The sequence below is a fragment of the Olivibacter jilunii genome (genome assembly GCF_900607235.1).
Classification (GTDB): domain Bacteria; phylum Bacteroidota; class Bacteroidia; order Sphingobacteriales; family Sphingobacteriaceae; genus Olivibacter; species Olivibacter oleidegradans.
Window position 1 is genome coordinate 205,022 of the sequence record NZ_LR027850.1, and the last position, 17,230, is coordinate 222,251.

The 17,230-nt window shown below is 39.9% G+C and carries 14 protein-coding genes; 12 read left to right on the forward strand and 2 right to left on the reverse strand.

Translation table 11 applies throughout. From position 1 onward, the window contains the following. Positions 1-6: 6 nt before the first annotated feature. Positions 7-2,499, reverse strand: a complete 2,493-nt coding sequence (hrpB, locus tag E0E36_RS12105; protein ID WP_130856180.1) for an ATP-dependent helicase HrpB — start codon at positions 2,497-2,499, stop codon at positions 7-9. Between the two features lie 44 nt (positions 2,500-2,543). Beyond that, the gene (locus E0E36_RS12110; RefSeq protein ID WP_130856181.1) at positions 2,544-3,671 is read right to left on the reverse strand and encodes a DUF418 domain-containing protein; all 1,128 of its coding nucleotides are present in this window, start codon (positions 3,669-3,671) and stop codon (positions 2,544-2,546) included. A 174-nt stretch (positions 3,672-3,845) separates the two neighbouring features. Here E0E36_RS12110 and E0E36_RS12115 point away from each other — a divergent pair, with 174 nt between their 5' ends. From E0E36_RS12115 to fcl, 12 genes are all read left to right on the forward strand, one after another. After that, on the forward strand, positions 3,846-4,595 hold the full coding sequence (locus tag E0E36_RS12115; RefSeq protein WP_130856182.1) for a tyrosine-protein phosphatase: 750 nt from the start codon (positions 3,846-3,848) through the stop codon (positions 4,593-4,595). 205 nt (positions 4,596-4,800) lie between these two features. Further along, positions 4,801-5,718, forward strand: a complete 918-nt coding sequence (locus E0E36_RS12120; protein WP_130856183.1) for a nucleotidyltransferase family protein — start codon at positions 4,801-4,803, stop codon at positions 5,716-5,718. Positions 5,719-5,749: 31 nt separating this feature from the next. Next, positions 5,750-6,844: a mannose-1-phosphate guanylyltransferase gene (locus E0E36_RS12125; RefSeq protein WP_130856184.1), complete on the forward strand. Its 1,095-nt coding sequence runs from the start codon at positions 5,750-5,752 to the stop codon at positions 6,842-6,844. Positions 6,845-6,863: 19 nt separating this feature from the next. Continuing rightward, a complete protein-coding gene (locus E0E36_RS12130) occupies positions 6,864-7,307 on the forward strand; it encodes a VanZ family protein (RefSeq protein WP_165446974.1) in 444 nt (147 codons plus the stop codon). A 138-nt stretch (positions 7,308-7,445) separates the two neighbouring features. After that, a complete protein-coding gene (locus E0E36_RS12135) occupies positions 7,446-8,837 on the forward strand; it encodes a UDP-glucose 6-dehydrogenase (protein ID WP_130856186.1) in 1,392 nt (463 codons plus the stop codon). A 458-nt stretch (positions 8,838-9,295) separates the two neighbouring features. Next, positions 9,296-9,922, forward strand: a complete 627-nt coding sequence (locus E0E36_RS12140) for a response regulator transcription factor (protein WP_013665289.1) — start codon at positions 9,296-9,298, stop codon at positions 9,920-9,922. Positions 9,923-10,389: 467 nt separating this feature from the next. Next, positions 10,390-11,718 (forward strand): T9SS ring complex lipoprotein PorK/GldK, encoded by a 1,329-nt coding sequence (porK, locus tag E0E36_RS12145; RefSeq protein ID WP_165446975.1) that lies wholly within the window; start codon positions 10,390-10,392, stop codon positions 11,716-11,718. A 73-nt stretch (positions 11,719-11,791) separates the two neighbouring features. Continuing rightward, positions 11,792-12,826: a type IX secretion system ring subunit PorN/GldN gene (gene porN / locus E0E36_RS12150; RefSeq protein WP_130856188.1), complete on the forward strand. Its 1,035-nt coding sequence runs from the start codon at positions 11,792-11,794 to the stop codon at positions 12,824-12,826. A gap of 257 nt (positions 12,827-13,083) precedes the next feature. Then, positions 13,084-13,746 carry a hypothetical protein gene (locus tag E0E36_RS12155; RefSeq protein ID WP_013665292.1) on the forward strand — a complete coding sequence of 221 codons (663 nt, stop codon included), beginning with the start codon at positions 13,084-13,086 and terminating at the stop codon, positions 13,744-13,746. A gap of 7 nt (positions 13,747-13,753) precedes the next feature. Next, complete coding sequence (gene porL / locus E0E36_RS12160; protein ID WP_013665293.1) at positions 13,754-14,560, forward strand: type IX secretion system motor protein PorL/GldL; 807 nt, start codon at positions 13,754-13,756, stop codon at positions 14,558-14,560. A gap of 40 nt (positions 14,561-14,600) precedes the next feature. Continuing rightward, positions 14,601-16,133 (forward strand): type IX secretion system motor protein PorM/GldM, encoded by a 1,533-nt coding sequence (gene porM, locus E0E36_RS12165; protein WP_130856189.1) that lies wholly within the window; start codon positions 14,601-14,603, stop codon positions 16,131-16,133. Positions 16,134-16,194: 61 nt separating this feature from the next. After that, positions 16,195-17,136 (forward strand): GDP-L-fucose synthase, encoded by a 942-nt coding sequence (gene fcl / locus E0E36_RS12170; RefSeq protein WP_130856190.1) that lies wholly within the window; start codon positions 16,195-16,197, stop codon positions 17,134-17,136. Positions 17,137-17,230: the final 94 nt, after the last annotated feature.

The following is a 17,230-nucleotide window of genomic DNA, read 5'->3' on the forward strand; positions in this document are numbered from 1 at the left end:
CTAAACTCAAGGGTACATTCGCTTATTGACGCCTCGCGCGGCCGGCGCATCTATTGGATTTTCAGGCCAGGCATGTTTGGGGTATCTTCTTTTAAGCTCTTTTCGGACTTCAAAGTAAGCATTGCTCCAGAAGCTTTTTAAATCCGCAGTTATTTGAACAAGTTTAAAACCGGGAGAAAGCAGATGAAGGGATACGGGCGTTTTTCCGTCATTGATGGTAGGCGTTTCGAGTAGACCAAAAACTTCTTGCAAACGCACTGCCAAGATTGGCGACTCGCCATTTGGTAAATAGCGAAGCCTAATCTGAGATCCACTGGGCACTGTAAGCTTGGTTGGTGCCAGTTTTTCCAGCTTTCTTTGCAGCTCAAAGGGAAGCCAATGGACCAATATCGAAATTAGGTCCAACTTTTTCAAATCCTCTGCTTTTCGGCACTTAGTAAGATAGGGCGCTAGCCATTCTTCTACGCAATTAAGCAAGCTATCGGTATCAGCTTTAGGCCAATATGCTTTCTGATCCCAGAATTTCAAGCTCATTACGCGATTCTGCCATTGTTCAACCTCCGTCGTATAGTTAAGTAAATGTAGCCCTTCTTTCTTTATTACCTTTAAAAGCACTTCGGTAACCAGATCGGGGGGGATTTGCTGTAATGGCCTTGTCTGAACGATTAGGTTGTCGATTTTCCATTCTTCTCTTGCAAGAAAAGCCCCGTTATTTGAATCCCACTGAATGTTTGTATCGTGTGTTGTCAAAGGAAAAACATCTTCTTTCTTTAGTGGAGCGGCAAGAAATACCTTGCCCTCTCCTCCTCGAAAATCAATATGGGCTATGACCAAAAAGTCTTCGTTACATAAGCTATCACTTAGAAGGAGTGTTGCCTTCCGTCCATTGGCCATGAAGAAGCGGTTGCTGCCCTGCTCTATCTTGCGGGCAATGCGATCGGGATAAGCATAGGCCACAAGGCATCCACTAACGTAAGGATCGGGATCGTCATTGTTCTCTTCAATACCAAATAGCTTTCTATAATAGGCGGCAATCTTAATCACTTTGGAGAAAGACTGATGATACATACGGTTTTTTCTCGCTCTTCTTAATGCTTCAATTCGCAAATTTAAATCGGTTTCAATCGTATTACTTAGGGGATCGCGTTCTTCCAAAAGGGCAGCAATATCTGTTGCTAAGTGCAAATGTAATTTTTCGGATGCTGCTGCGGATAGCACATGCGCTAACCTGGGATGGCATGGTAAACGATGTATCATTTTGCCATGAGCGCTTATCTTTCCATCCATGATGGCCTCGATACGAGTTAAGATCTTTTGTGCTTGCAGAAATCGTTCGAGCGGCGGTGGTGTTAACCATTTTAACTGGTCCACAGATGAAATCCCCCACTTGAACAGTTCTAAGGTTAAAGGCATCAAATCCGCATCGATAATTTCCGGATTGCGATAGGTTTTCATTTTAGCCTCTTGTGTTTTAGACCACATGCGATAACAAGTTCCAGGGCCAAGTCTACCGGCCCTACCACTTCGCTGGATTGCTGAGTCGAGGCTAATACTAACCGTTTGTAAGCTTGACAAATTAGTTTTAGCGTCGAATATTGCTTGGCGCGTAAAGCCACTATCAATGACGACGCGAACGCCTTCGATCGTGAGGCTGGTCTCGGCAATGGAGGTTGCCAGGATGACTTTCCGACCACCTTTTTCATCGGGGAGGATGGCTCTTTGTTGTGCTGCTATTGAGAGCTGCCCATATAAGCAATGGATAATTGCAGTTGTCTTTTTTATTTTCAAGAGATCTTTACATCGGTTAATCGCCGCCTGTCCAGGAAGAAAGACAAGTATGTCTCCGATGGTTTCATGAAGTGCTCGCAATATAGTTTGAACACATAAAGACGGAAGACTTTCCAAGTTTTGCTCTCCTGTATAGATAATATCTATCGGATGTGTTCTCGAAGGACATTCAATAGTTGGAGCTTTTAATAACTGTGCCAGGTTAGGTAAATCGAGCGTTGCCGACATTACCAGTAATCGCAAATCGGGGCGTAAGATTTCTTGCGTTTCCAGACAGAGTGTTAACGCAGTATCGGCATGAATACTTCTTTCGTGAAATTCATCAAAAATAATTAAACCAAATGCTTCGAGGGCATTATCATCTTGTATCATGCGCGTCAAAATACCTTCGGTTACCACTTCTATCCGTGTGCTATTGCTTACTTTATGTTCAAATCGAATCCGATAACCTATGGTTTTTCCTATATCTTCATCTAATAGAGATGCCATTCTCCCTGCGATCGCGATTGCAGCTAAACGACGGGGTTCCAGTAATAGAATTTTTTTGCCTTTGAGCCATGGTTCATCCAATAAACGCAAAGGAAGCAAGGTGCTTTTTCCTGCCCCCGGAGAAGCGCTAACCAATAAATTGGGGTGTTTTTTTAATGAATCCTGAACTTTTGAAAGGATTTGCTGAATGGGTAGTTGTGGCTCCTCTAAAATAGATAACATGGAGGTCAAACTTACGGAATAGATTCGGAATGATCAATGCTATCTTATTGGCTAAGTGGTGCGTCTTGTTCTACCATTGAATGTAATTTCTTTTTTTGAAGAGGCTGGTTTTTATATAAATTGGTAGTGCTTCGCCAGATCCATTCAAGCGGGCCAAAGCTGAATTTTTTGAACCAATAAATCGAAAAAATGATTTGTGCAAAATAGAATAAGTTGGCTAATATGATAATGGAAAGCAATTCTCCATTTTTTACTTGTTTATAGCCAAATTCAAAGAGAAGAAAGAAGAAAAAAGTTTGTAATACATAATTCGTTAAACCCATGCGGCCTAAATTTTCCAAGGCTGACCAAAAAAGCCGCCATTTTTTTCTGTACCAATAAAGTAAACAGATGCCGCCGATGTAGCAGAATGAAAGCCATAGACTTTTTAAGGCACTCAACGTAGCTGTATAATATAACGTACTGCCAATAATTAAAAACACGCCAAGTGCAAGCGACCACAGAAGTAAGGATTTTTTTAATAGCTCAGTACGAAAACCCTTAGCATTAAATAGATCAACTGTACCGGCCCAGTAACCAAGATAGAATAAGCTAAGAATCATCAGGAAATGACCGGACGATAATTGATGGATAATACGTTGCGAGAAGCCTAAATTGGCTATTAAGGACATGGAAGAAGAACTTTTAATATGATGGCCGAATTCGGAAGATAAGCAAGCTGCAACAACTAAAATTGCTATTATGAATAGAAGATGTCTTTGATTCAGATGTCTAACAGGAATAAGTAACAAACCGATAATGGCGTAGATATGCAATATATCAAAAGCATAAAATTGATTATGCAGTAAACCAATAATAAATAAAACAAACAGCCTCCATATAAACTTGATTGTAAATGGCTGACCCTTTCTTTTAGCATTTCTAAATTGGATATAAAAGCTTAAGCCGAATAAGAAGGAAAATATTAAGTAAAATTTTCTTTCTACGAAAAAACTTAAGAAACTCTTGATTAAAAGGTCCGTTTCATTGCCGATTTTTTTTCCTTCGGATTGTAATTCAAGAAGATATATAGATGCCGCGTGAGCAAGGATAATTCCGTACAAGGCAAATCCCCGGAGAATATCGAGGATGGAAATTCGTGGTGAGTCAGTTTTTAATAAGGTATCGGCCATGGTAATACAAAGGTAAGCTGGAGACCCAATTAATGGAGACCATGGATACGAACTGATATAAAAACGGGCAATTATACGAAAGGGTGGGAAGTGTTGATTATTTATGTACAACGCTTACAAAGATAAGTGGCGGAAAGCAAGTACAATATACTGATGCGGAAATCGTTTATGTTGATGAGGAGAACAGTGATGTTTAATTTGTTTAGACGAAGTGGACATGCGAGTCTAGAGTGGGTTGAAGTTGATATACATTCACACCTATTGCCAGGCATCGATGATGGGGCGCCAAATGTTTCGGTATCGCTGCTGTTGCTAAAAAAACTTTTGTCTCTTGGTTTAAAATCGTTCATATTAACGCCCCATATATATGATGAGGTATTTCCTAATACGAAGGAGACAATTGATTATGCTCACGAGAGGTTCTATGCTGAAATGGAACGAGCCGGTTTAGCAGATATATATACCCATTCATCTGCGGAATACATGCTTGGCGAGAAATTTGAAGCGCTCTTAGAAGAGCAGTGTTTAAGACCATTTCCAACCAATCATTTACTGGTTGAAATGCCATGGTCGGCCGAACCGATTGCGTTGGAACAGATAGTAAGTCGCATTATCGCAAATGGGTATATCCCAATCATCGCGCATCCCGAACGTTACAATTTTTATTCATCGCAAACAAGGAAGTACCATGAATTAAAAGAGATGGGGTGTTTGTTGCAGTTGAACTTACTTTCTCCAATAGGTTACTATGGAAAACAAGTTACAATAACAACGCAATATCTTATTAATAAAAATATGTATGACTTTTTAGGAACTGATTTGCATCACCATCAGCAATTAACTAAAATAATCAGCTATGTAAAAAGTGGACGCGCTTATAAGGAGTTAGGGCATTTATCTATAAAAAACGCTGAATTGCTATAGTCGATCATGCTACCTTTCGTTTAACGGTTGGTATATTGGATAATAGTACTCAAAAGCGGTCCGTTTGTATACAATTTACGGACATTGCGTTTAAAAAAAATATTATTTATCCGATATTCACCCCGATAAATTTCCTGGCGAAATCGTTTACGTTTGCGAGTCGTCAATATTAGTTCCTTTAAAAATTGATTTAAATTAATAGCAAATGAAACCGACTTTAGTAATCTTAGCCGCTGGAATGGCGAGCCGCTATGGTGGAAACAAACAAATTGATGGTTTTGGACCGAATAACGAAACAATTTTGGAATATTCTATTTTTGATGCCATACGTGCCGGATTTGGAAAAGTATGTTTCATCATTAGGAAAGAACATCAAACTGTATTTGAAGAGAAGTTTGCAAAGGCCCTGAAAGGCCAAATGGAAGTTGATTATGCATTTCAAGAGCCTCAATTGGCAGAATACGGTTTTAATGAGTATATTGAGCGCACTAAACCTTGGGGAACCGGACATGCGCTGTTGGCTGCAAGAAATGTAGTTAAAGAAAATTTTTGTGTGATTAATGCGGATGATTTTTATAGTCTTATAGCTTTTCGGCGAATGGCGGCTTTTCTGGCAGATGAAGCTAAAGATGATTACTTTGCGCTATTAGGGTATAAGATTGACAAAACTTTATCGGATAGTGGCCCTGTAACGAGAGGGGTTTGTGCCATATCAGATTCAAGTGAATTGAAAAGGTTGGATGAGCGAGCAAAGGTTTACAGAAATTCTGAAGGTGAAATCGAGTTTGTTCAGCACGATGGGACACCTGGCAAGTTAAATGTCGACGATCTTGTTTCAATGAATTTTTGGGGTTTTACTCCAGCGATATTTTCGTTACTTGAGCCTTTGTTTGTTACTTTTGTACGTGAAAATATAGCGGATCCGAAAGCCGAATTTCTCATACCGGAGGCAGCGCAGATCTTGCTACAGAAAGGACAGGCAAGCTTTCGGGTGATCCCTATTGACGCCCCGTGCTTTGGAGTAACGTATCAAGAAGATAAACCGTTGGTTAAAAACGAACTGTCTGATTTAGTTGAGAAAGGGGTTTATCCTAAGTACTTATGGAAAGAGGTAGCTGTTTAGCATTTTTTTGCGCAGTTATAAAAAATTATATATGAATAAAAATCATTATGTTGTTATTATGGCCGGGGGCGTAGGTAGCCGTTTTTGGCCAGTTAGTAGAACATCACTTCCTAAACAGTTTATTGATGTGCTTGGGTTAGGTAAAACCTTAATTCAAAGTACTTACGAGCGATTCAAGCAAATTGTTCCGGAGGACAATATTTATGTGCTAACAAACCATAAATATGTTGAATTGGTAAAAGAGCAGTTAGGGATTACCGATGAGAACAGAATTATCGGTGAGCCGGCCATGCGCAATACGGCGCCTTGCATCGCCTATGCCTGTCATAAATTGCAAGCTTTAAACCCTAATGCAACACTCGTTATTGCCCCTTCTGATCATCTTATTCAAGATACGGAGCGTTTTCTGTCGGATATCAAAATGTCTCTGGAAGCAGCGGAAAACAGCGAAGCGTTGATTACCCTAGGAATAAAGCCGTCAAGACCGGATACGGGATATGGGTATATTCAAATTAGCGACGAGACGCTTGCCGGATTTTCAAACTTTAACAAAGTCGCTTCCTTTAGAGAGAAACCCGTTTTACAAGTAGCGCAAGAATATGTTTCGAGTGGTAAGTACCTCTGGAATGCAGGTATTTTCATTTGGAATGTGCAATCTATTCTTGCTGAATTGCAAAAGTATGAGGAAAAGTTAAATGCAGTATTTATGGCTGGATATGGAAAATACAATACACCGGAAGAAAAAGCTTTTTTGGAAGCGTATTATCCGGCATGTGAGAATATATCCATTGATTATGCAATCATGGAAAAAAGCGAACGGGTTTATGTCCTGCCTGTAGATTTTGGCTGGTCTGACTTAGGAACATGGACGTCTGTTTATGGGTTAAGTCAACAGGATAATAGCGGCAATGTGCTTATACCAGACGCTAATAATGTGATTCTATACAACAGCAGCAATTGCATGGTTAATGTGCCGAGTTATAAAAAGGTAGTTTTGAAAAATTTACATAATTATATTATAGTGGAGGCAAATGATACGTTGATGATTTGTCCGATCGATAGTGAACAAGAAGTAAAGCAAGTTGTTGCAGATGCGGCTAAGCAATTTGGTGAAAGTTATATCTAAATATTCTTTGGATTCCATTATGAAATGGGTATGGAGAGTGTGGTGCTTGCTGTATTTTATCATCTTATTCTATGTGGTTTTTTTTGCAGGAAGAAGGCCGAACCCCACATTTGAAAGCACTGATTCGCGACCATTATTATTAATCCCATTTAAAATGAAGTGGTATTTATACAAACATGCAATCGATGTAAATAGTGTGTACCTCGACATATTGGGCAATATTGTAATGTTTGTTCCGCTACCACTTTTTCTTTATATAGTATGGAAGGTCAAGCGACCGCACACAATGTTTTGGATCGGTTTTATCGCGAGTTTTATAGTAGAGTTTACTCAGTATATCACCGGTGTAGGGCTTGCCGATATCGATGATCTCGTATTCAATTCGCTTGGAGTTCTTTGCGGAGTAACTATAATTGACGGCATAAAGCGAACAGCCTTTGAAACTGAAAGATCTAATAATTGAAAAGGAGGCTAAACACCGCATCTCTCTGTTCAAGATTCGTGAAAGAAATGTAACGCTTTGAGATTTTGTCATTGTTTATTTTTGTAACGCACGGCACATAAAAAACATTTAGTTTATAATTTGAATTTATCCTTAAAAATGACTGTAAAAAAAATCTGTTGTATCGGCGCTGGCTATGTTGGCGGCCCAACAATGGCTGTAATAGCCAAGCAATGTCCTGACATACAAGTTACGGTGGTTGATCTCAATGAGGCTCGGATTGCGGCCTGGAATGATCACGATGTTAATAAAATTCCCGTTTATGAACCGGGATTGAGTGAAGTTGTTTCAGAAGCAAGGGGAAGAAACCTGTTTTTTTCAACTGATGTGGATCAAGCTATTAATGAAGCAGACATGATCTTTATCTCAGTGAATACCCCGACAAAAACATACGGAGCAGGAAAAGGACAAGCAGCCGATTTGAAATGGATCGAACTTTGTGCGCGACAAATCGCCCGCGTTAGTAAATCGGATAAAATAGTTGTCGAAAAGTCCACGCTTCCCGTCCGCACGGCTAGGACCTTGAAGGATATTTTACAGCATACCGGAAACGGTGTTAAATTTCAAATTCTTTCTAATCCGGAATTTTTAGCGGAGGGCACGGCTGTAGAGGACTTGTTAAAACCCGACCGCGTGTTGATTGGTGGCGATCAGGACGAAGAAGGAAAGAAAGCGATTGAAGCGCTGGTCAATATATATGCACAGTGGGTGCCCAGAGAACGGATTCTTACTACCAATGTATGGTCGTCTGAACTGTCAAAATTAACCGCCAATGCTTTTCTAGCACAACGAGTTTCATCGATTAATGCGCTCTCGGAACTGTGTGAACATACTGAGGCAGACATTAATGAGGTAGCCCGTGCTATCGGAACAGACAGTCGGATAGGTCCTAAATTTCTGAAGGCTTCGGTAGGGTTTGGTGGCTCTTGTTTTCAAAAGGATATTTTGAATTTGGTGTATATCGCGAGAAGCTACGGACTTACGGAAGTTGCCGACTATTGGGAACAGGTGATTATTATGAATGATCACCAAAAGAAGCGATTCGCGAACAAGATTATAAAAACGCTTTATAATACGGTAAACGGAAAGAAAATTGCGTTCTTAGGATGGGCTTTTAAGAAAGACACCAATGATACGCGCGAATCTGCGGCGATTTATGTAGCCGATCACTTACTATACGAACAGGCTCATGTCGGTGTTTATGATCCTAAGGTACCCGAGCAGCAAGTTTATACCGACCTTGACTACCTAGCTACAAGATCATCGGATGAGAACAGCAAGCTTGTACAAGTATATAATGATCCTTATGAGGCTTGTAAAGACGCCCACGCCGTGGCTATCCTTACCGAGTGGGATGAGTTTAAACACTATGATTGGCAGCGGATCTACGATAACATGTTGAAGCCGGCGCATATCTTTGATGGACGAAATATTCTCGATAAAGCGAAGCTTGAGAATATTGGATTTAAAATTTGTCCGATAGGGAGCTAGTAGAAACGAAAAGTAATTATCAGACTTTTACCAAGTCGAATTAAATTAAATAGAAGGCTAGAATTTTCTGGCCTTTTTGTTTTAATATAAATTTTGTAACAACAATTTTTGCACATTTTTATTTAAGTTTTCTCATAGATAGGTAGATTGTGTTCATTCTGTTAATAATAACGGTATTATATAACCTATTATTATATAGATCGTTAGTTGTTTTTTCTCTTCATTGTTAAATGCAATTGAGATGTGAAATGTGAAACCGACATCCTTTGCTATACAATATTTTACAAAGAGTGAAATAGGCATAAAAATATTTTTTGTCATCTTTGTTAAGACCTAAAAATTCTGGTACTGGACTGAATATTGAAGAAGGATTAAATTCTTGATGAAATAATCATATAGAATTTACACCGATCTAGATTTAACAGGTAAATACATAACAACTGTTTAAGTATTTTATTATGAAAGCAACTATAGGTATAGTAGATGATCATGCGCTGGTTTTGGAGTCTTTAATCATGCTCATTAATAATCTTGCCGATTTCCAAGTCACGATGCACGCTACCGACGGACATGATTTGTTAAATAAATTGAGACGACAAGAAAGCTATCCAGATATATTATTGATTGACGTGCTTATGCCCAATATGAGCGGTGCAGAGCTTACTGGCAAAATCAAGTTTACCTATCCGGATATAAAATTAGTTGCCCTTTCCGTTTTAAGCGATTCGATCAGTGTACTTCAAATGATCCGAGCAGGCTGTTGCGCATACCTTACAAAAAATATGAATGTTTTGGAACTCAATTTGGCACTAACTGAAGTATGGGCAAAAGGGTATTATAACTCTTATTTGACAGAAAAAAGTGTAGAAGACATCGCGCTTCAAATAGATCTGACAGATCGGGAGAAGGAATTCTTGTATTTGGCTTGTAGCGACTTAAATTATCATGAGATCGCAAAACGCATGTTTCTGTCGATTAAAACAATTGATGGTTATCGAGCCAGTTTGTTTGCTAAATTCAAAGTGAAAAGTCGAACCGGACTCGTTTTACAGGCAATTAAACATAAATTCGTCCACATTAGCTAGTGATAACCCGTAATTCTTAGCCTTATTTCCTAAAGACCTTTTGTTAAACAAATGTATAATGCTGTCTATACCTGTGTATAAATAGGTCAGAAATCGAGTATGGCGGCTTGTAGCCGAATACCTACTTTTGCATAGTAGTTCCCATGATGGAGAGAACGACGAATGAAACGAAATAAAGAAGTCTATCAAAATTATGACCTTAATCAGGATATTGTAATTTGGGAGCGAGTATGCTCAATAAGCCATAGTCTATTATTTACCATATAAAAATGTGAGTTTATACACATTTTGTTGAGAAAATAGTGCATTTAAAGAAAGATCAATTTATTTTGATGGCTTATGGCTCAATTGGTATATAAATCATCAAAATCACGTTGCAAAATATTTGGTGATAAAATAGAAAAGTGTAAATATCGGAACACCTCTTTATAAAGAGCTGTTCACTGCCATTAAAAATGATAATTGAAATGAGAGCTTTAAACAGATTTAGTCGGATTGCCGGTCGTGCTGCGTTTGGTGGTATAATGGCACTGGCATTATCCATGACGGCGTGTAAATCAAATAAGTTATATGATTCTCCCCGAGTTTCGTCTTTCCGGGGTAATAGGCTGCCGGCACCTCCGGGAATGGTATACATCCCTTCGGGAACGATCTTCTATAAGAGTTCGCAAGATAGTAGCGACATGGGGAAAAACGTAAGCTTAAGTGCATTCTTTATCGATGAGACGGAAGTCACAAACAGACAGTACCGCGAATTTGTAAACTGGGTTGCCGACTCGGTTGCTGTTGTTGATTATTTAAAAGACGATCAGTACTTTTTAAAAGAAGACAACACGAATGAAGACGGCGCTAACGACGCAAATGTGGAACGACTGATTGATTGGAAAAGGGTGAAAAAAGAGTCTCCCTTATGGCTAAGTAAAAATCCGGAAATTCAAGAGAAGCTGCGTCCAATGTTAACCATGAAGGCAGGTAAAAGAGTTTTAAACGATGCCCTGCTAACTTATCGCTTTTCTTATTTAAAAATGGACGGCAGGAACAATGATCAATATGTAACAGACACCGTGGGAGTGATGCCAGTAGACGACATTTGGTCAAAAGATTTTCCAAATGCTCAAATGCATGCTATGGATGCAAACTACTTTTATCATAAATCTTTTGACTACAATCCGGTGGTCGGTGTAAGTTGGAAACAGGCCCGGGCATATGCTGATTGGCGAGGAAAGGAGATTATGGCAAGTTTGCAAAAGAACTCCTATCTAAAGGGGTATCAATTGACTTTCAGCTTACCTACCGAAGCCCAATGGCAATATGCCGCAGAAGGGAAGCTTGATCCGGTAGATACGATTCAACGGACCCGATTAACAATCGATGATCGCAAATCAGACAAAAAAAGACTTGCAGTAAACTTTAAGCAAGGAGAAGGGACCTATTCAAGAGATGGATCTACCTTTACGGTTCCTGTAAAAGCTTATACTCCGAATGCATTTGGCGTATATAATATGGCCGGAAACGTGTCGGAATGGACGTTGGATGCTTTCAGCCCCTCAGCCATTGAATTTGTGAACGACTTAAATCCCGTTTTATTATACGACGCCGATGATCGTGCAAGTTATGCGTTGAAACGGAAAGTAGTTAGGGGTGGATCTTGGAAAGATAATGGAAGCATGCTGAATAGCGATGCGAGAAATTACGAACAACAAGATGAAGCACATTCCTATATTGGATTCAGGTGTGTAATGTCAGCTTTTGAAATGGCAACCCCACAAGTAAAAACAAGAAAGTACAAAAATTGATGGTTTCAAAATTGCTCCTTAGAGCGTATCTCGAAACGCTAGAAAATCATTGTTGAGAAAAAGAATAATAATTATGAAAATGTTTTTGACCGGTATATTGAGTTTCTTCTGCTTTTTCGGATTGTTGGCGCAGGAAACTCCGGATACAACTATTGTAGAAGAGGGAATAAGTGGAACGATCCCCGATTCGATGGCAGGCAATGGTAGTGTGTTATTGATCGATACTGTGCCCCAAACGGATGGCTATTATCAGGTGAGTGATTTACATGACGCTGTACCTTTTGCTTATCCAAAGGTTAATCCAAAGAATATTCGTTTTTACAAGCGCGTGTGGAGAGACATCGATTTGAAAGATAAAGAGAACTATATTTTTGCTATCCCCGGAGCTTCATTGATGGAGGCTATTATGAAAAGTATCAAAGAAGGTAAATTAACGCCTTATAATCCGGAAGATGATGGTTTTAAAACGAAGCTGACTGCAAGAGAGGGAGAAGCTCGCTTTACAGATAGCGTGCTGGTACCGATTTTTGACAACGAGGGAAACCAAATCGATGCCAAGATGACTTTAAACGAATTTAACCCGGAAAAGGTGACGAAATTTCGTATTAAAGAAGATATATTTTTCGATAAACAACGAGGCAAACTGGAAACAAGGATTATTGGGGTAGCGCCTTTGATGACAATCAATTCTTCGGCGGAATTGGCGGAGTCGGTCGGAGAAACACCCGCCTTTTGGCTGTATTTTCCACAATTGCGATACACGTTGGTACAACTGGATGTGTCTGATCCCGATAAGGAGCTCTATGATATGACAATGGACGATCTATTTGTACAGCGTAAATTTTCAAGCAAGATTGTACGACAAACTTCTCCAAGTCAACGGATGCAATATGCGGCCGACGGACAGGATACGACAGAAAGAGACATCCAAGATAAGATTCAGCTTTATAAGGACCGTTTATGGCGCAATCCCAAAGGGGTCAACTCGGATGATTTAGTTTCGAAGGACGAGGATTATTTGCGAGAAAAGAAGGAAAAGAACGACCGAAAGAAGGAAAAGGCAGTGTTGAGAAATGAACAGGCTGAGGGTAAAGAAAGTCGTCAATAGTAGTCATTGATACTTTTAAACGTTTTATAGATTGTCAAAACTTAGGTTACGATCACTGGTAGTAAAGGCCATACATGCATAAATGTGTAGTTATACTCGATTGATATGGGGCAAAACAGAATAACAATTATTTGATAAAGCCTTCATGATTTTTAAACTTACACGAGGGATGAATAATGGAGTTTACGAACTCTTGAGCAGCCCTTAAGCGAAGATCGGACGGCTTCATCGCCTTTAAAAATGCAAATTATATACGGATGAAAAAAATCTTCATATTTTTTATTACAGCACTTGCTAGTCTGCAAGTAAAAGCGCAGATTTGGGAAGAATATTCTAGCTTTTATCCCGGTGTAGGCATTCATGTGGGAACTAGGGGGCTCGGAATAGAGGGAGCTTATCCGTTATCGGACGCATTCAATGTTCGATTGGGAGCAAGTATCTTTCCTTCCTCTAAGATGAAATTAGGTAATCGGGTGTTTGAAATAAACCGTTCAGACGTAACTTTATTGGCGGATTGGCAGCCGCTTATTGGGAAAGACAGTTGGATTGCCCGTAAATGGATTGTTAGTGCTGGAATAGGATACTTTTTTGAGAACAGGTATGAGCGTTATGTTGGAACGCGCAAGGTGGCTGATCAAAAGAAGGATTATGGCGTTGAATGGGGGAAATTAAGACCTTACATAGGAACAGGAATAAACGGAATAAGGCTTTCACAACGATTAAATATGGCGGTTAATGTAGGGTATTATATCCCTATAGAGTCGACAGCGATAAAAATCTACGAAAAGGATCCTGTTGACATACCAAAATTACGTGAAGATTTAGATTCTTTCCCTTACAATATGGTGCCCGGGGTAAATGTACAAGTTGGAATATCGTATATCTTTTTTAAAAACAGTTATAATAAATATTTCCAATAATTTAAGTATGAAGAAGAAAGACAATTCAAATTGGCTACACGTAGCTATCTCATGGGGAGCCAGTGTGGTAATCTTAGGAGCTCTGTTTAAAATACTCCATATTGGCGGAGCAATGGCAAACTACATGATCGGAGCAGGTTTAGGTGTAGAGGCTCTATTGTTTTTTTTAATGGGTTTCAACCCGCCGCCTAAGGATCCTGAATGGGAAAGAGTTTATCCTGAGCTAGCCGATGATTATAGCGGAGAATTACCTAAAACTTCGGCGAGGCCGATACAAAATCCGAACGCCTCAACTACCCTCGCCTTGGATAAAATCTTTGCTGATGCTCAGGTTGGACCGGAGACCATTGCCAGTTTAGGTAAGGGTTTACGTTCGTTTAATGAAAAAGTGACCGCCATTAGCAACCTTTCCGATGCTTCTTTTGCGGCCAACGAGTTTACAGAGAAGCTTCGTTTAGCTTCATCTAAATTCGACAGTTTAAGTGTTGCCTTTGAAAAGGCGTCGGCCAATCTTGTTGCCATGTCGTCTACTAACTCGGACACTCGTGGTTACCATGATCAGGTACAACAATTGACTCAAAACCTGAGTTCCCTAAATGCGATGTACGAGCGCGAATTAAGAGATTCAAATGCGCATCTACAGTCAATGAATAGGTTCTATGAACAGCTAAGCTCTACTATGCAGAACTTCAATGAATCTTTAGACGACTCAAAAATGTTTAAAGATGAAGTGAACAAGTTAGCGAAAAACCTTGCTGCCTTAAATGCAGTTTACGGCAATATGTTAAGCGCTATGAACCAACCGCGCATGTAGTTTTCCGGATATTATTCATTGACAATTAAAAACTTAATTAATGGCTTTAGGAAAAGAGACCCCAAGGCAACGGATGATTAATATCATGTATTTGGTATTATTGGCCATGCTGGCGTTGAATGTATCAGATACCATATTGGATGCCTTTAAGAATATAAATGATAGTTTGGAAACTTCGAGATCGAATGTCAACAATTCGGTAGAACAGTTATTTATGGCTTTTGAGAATACCAAGCTAAAAGAAGAGCCGGAACGCGCAAGACCTATCTATGAAAAGGCGAAACAGGCGAGAGCTATAGTAGGTGAGCTGAACGAGTATATCAATACACTGAAGAAGGAGTTTGAAAAGCAGGGTGGTGGTTATGATGAGGATACAGGGGATTTGTCGCAACGCGATAATATGGATATAGCCCCTGGGTTGATGATTAACAAGAAGAAGGGTGCTGAGTTAAAAGAGAAAATAAATGGCACAAGAGAAAAGTTGCTGGCATTATTGGACGAAAAGGATAGGGGAGCAGTAACATTTTCTCTGGAGGCTAACGATCCGGAGAAACGTGTTAACGGAAAGAAAAAATGGGAAGAAATTAATTTTGGCGATGGCACTCCGTTGACTGCTGCCATGGCTATCTTAACCAAAATTCAAACCGATGCACAGAATGCAGAGTCGGATGTGGTGAAACGCATCTTAGGGAAAATGGACCAGGCTGTCGTAAACCTGGATCAATTTGCTGCAGTAGCAGTTGCCCCTACCTCTTATCTGATTCAGGGACAGCCATACACTGCTGAAGTTTTCTTAACGGCTTATGACTCTAAATCAGATCCGTCTATTTCTGTAAACGGGAGTGCTTTACAGGTAAGTAATGGAAAAGGGGTGTATAACGTTAACACCTCTAAAGAAGGCGTCTTTACATGGACCGGTGTTATTAAAGTAAAACAAACGGATGGAACGATAAAGGAATATCGCACTCCCGAACAACGTTATCAGGTATCGAGACCATCGGCCGTTGTTTCTCCGGACAAAATGAACGTGCTTTACATCGGTGTTGATAACCCCTTATCCATATCCGCCCCGGGAACACCGGCCGATAAGATTAAGGTCAGTATGAGCGGTGGCAGTTTATCGGGTTCAAACGGGAAGTACGTAGCGCGTGTGTCATCTCCCGGAACGGCTAAAATATCGGTGTCAGCTGAAGTGGCACCAGGTAAAGTGCAAACCTTGAGTACAACGGATTTTAGGGTGAAGCGGATCCCGGATCCCATCGCTAAATTTGGTGGAAAGTCAGGTGGTGCGATGGCTTCCGTTGCTTTAAAAGCACAAAATGCCTTGTTTGCAAGTTTAGAAAATTTTGATTTCGACGCTAAATTTAATATTACCAAATTTACCATGATCTTAGCAAAGCCACGAGCCGATGCCATTGTTCTTTCAACTAGCGGAAACTCCTTAAGTGCTGCGATGAAGTCGGCTTTGAATGGAATAGGCCCGGGAACAAGAGTTATTTTTGATAATATTATTGCTGTTGGGCCTGACGGGGCTCCAAGGCAGTTAAATGCGGTGGCATTGTCTGCCAATTAACATTATCTTAACTTTTGAAGGTTATGGTATGCCTTAGCATTCTTTAATAAAATTGATTTATATGGAAAAAGATTCTAGAATTTATATCGCAGGCCATCGTGGCATGGTTGGCGGCGCTATTACCCGTCATTTGAAATTAGCAGGTTACACTAATTTAATTACTAGAACTTCTGCTGAATTAGATCTTCGTAATCAAGGGGCCGTCCACACATTTTTTCAGGTAGAAAAACCGGAATATGTCTTTTTAGCAGCCGCAAAGGTAGGAGGAATTGTAGCAAATAATACTTACAGGGCTGATTTTTTATATGACAACCTGTTGATGGAATGCAATATAATTCACGCAGCATATCAGCAGCAAGTTACGAAGCTTATGTTTCTAGGTAGTAGTTGTATTTACCCAAAAATGGCTCCTCAACCTTTAAGAGAAGATTACCTTTTAACGGGGCCGCTTGAGCACACGAATGAACCTTACGCGATTGCTAAAATAGCAGGTATAAAATTATGTGAGGCTTATAGAGATCAATATGGGTGTGATTTTATAAGTGTCATGCCTACGAATCTGTATGGAATAGGCGATAACTACCATCCTCAAAATTCTCATGTATTACCTGCCCTGATTAGACGATTTCATGAGGCGAAAATAGCTAATGCTCCTTCTGTAACGATATGGGGGACAGGGACACCTAAGCGGGAATTTTTATATGCAGATGATCTGGCTGATGCTTGTATATTTCTAATGCAAACCTATTCTGAAAAAGAATTAATAAATGTTGGAACTGGAGAAGATTTAACTATTAGCGAGTTAGCTGAGCTCGTTAAAGATGTTGTCGGATTTGAAGGAGAAATTAGGTACGACACATCTAAGCCGGACGGTACCCCTCGGAAGCTTATGGATGTCAGTAAATTACATAAATTGGGATGGAAGCACAGTGTAGATTTAAAGGAAGGGCTCGCACTCGCATATGATGACTTCTTGCATACTCAGATAGTTGCTGAGCGCTAATTTCAACCCATCAACGCTTTAACCCCTGTCGTCTTTTAAAGATAATAGGGGTTATACTTTAATGAGGCCCTTTATGTTTTAGTCCGAGCGTAGA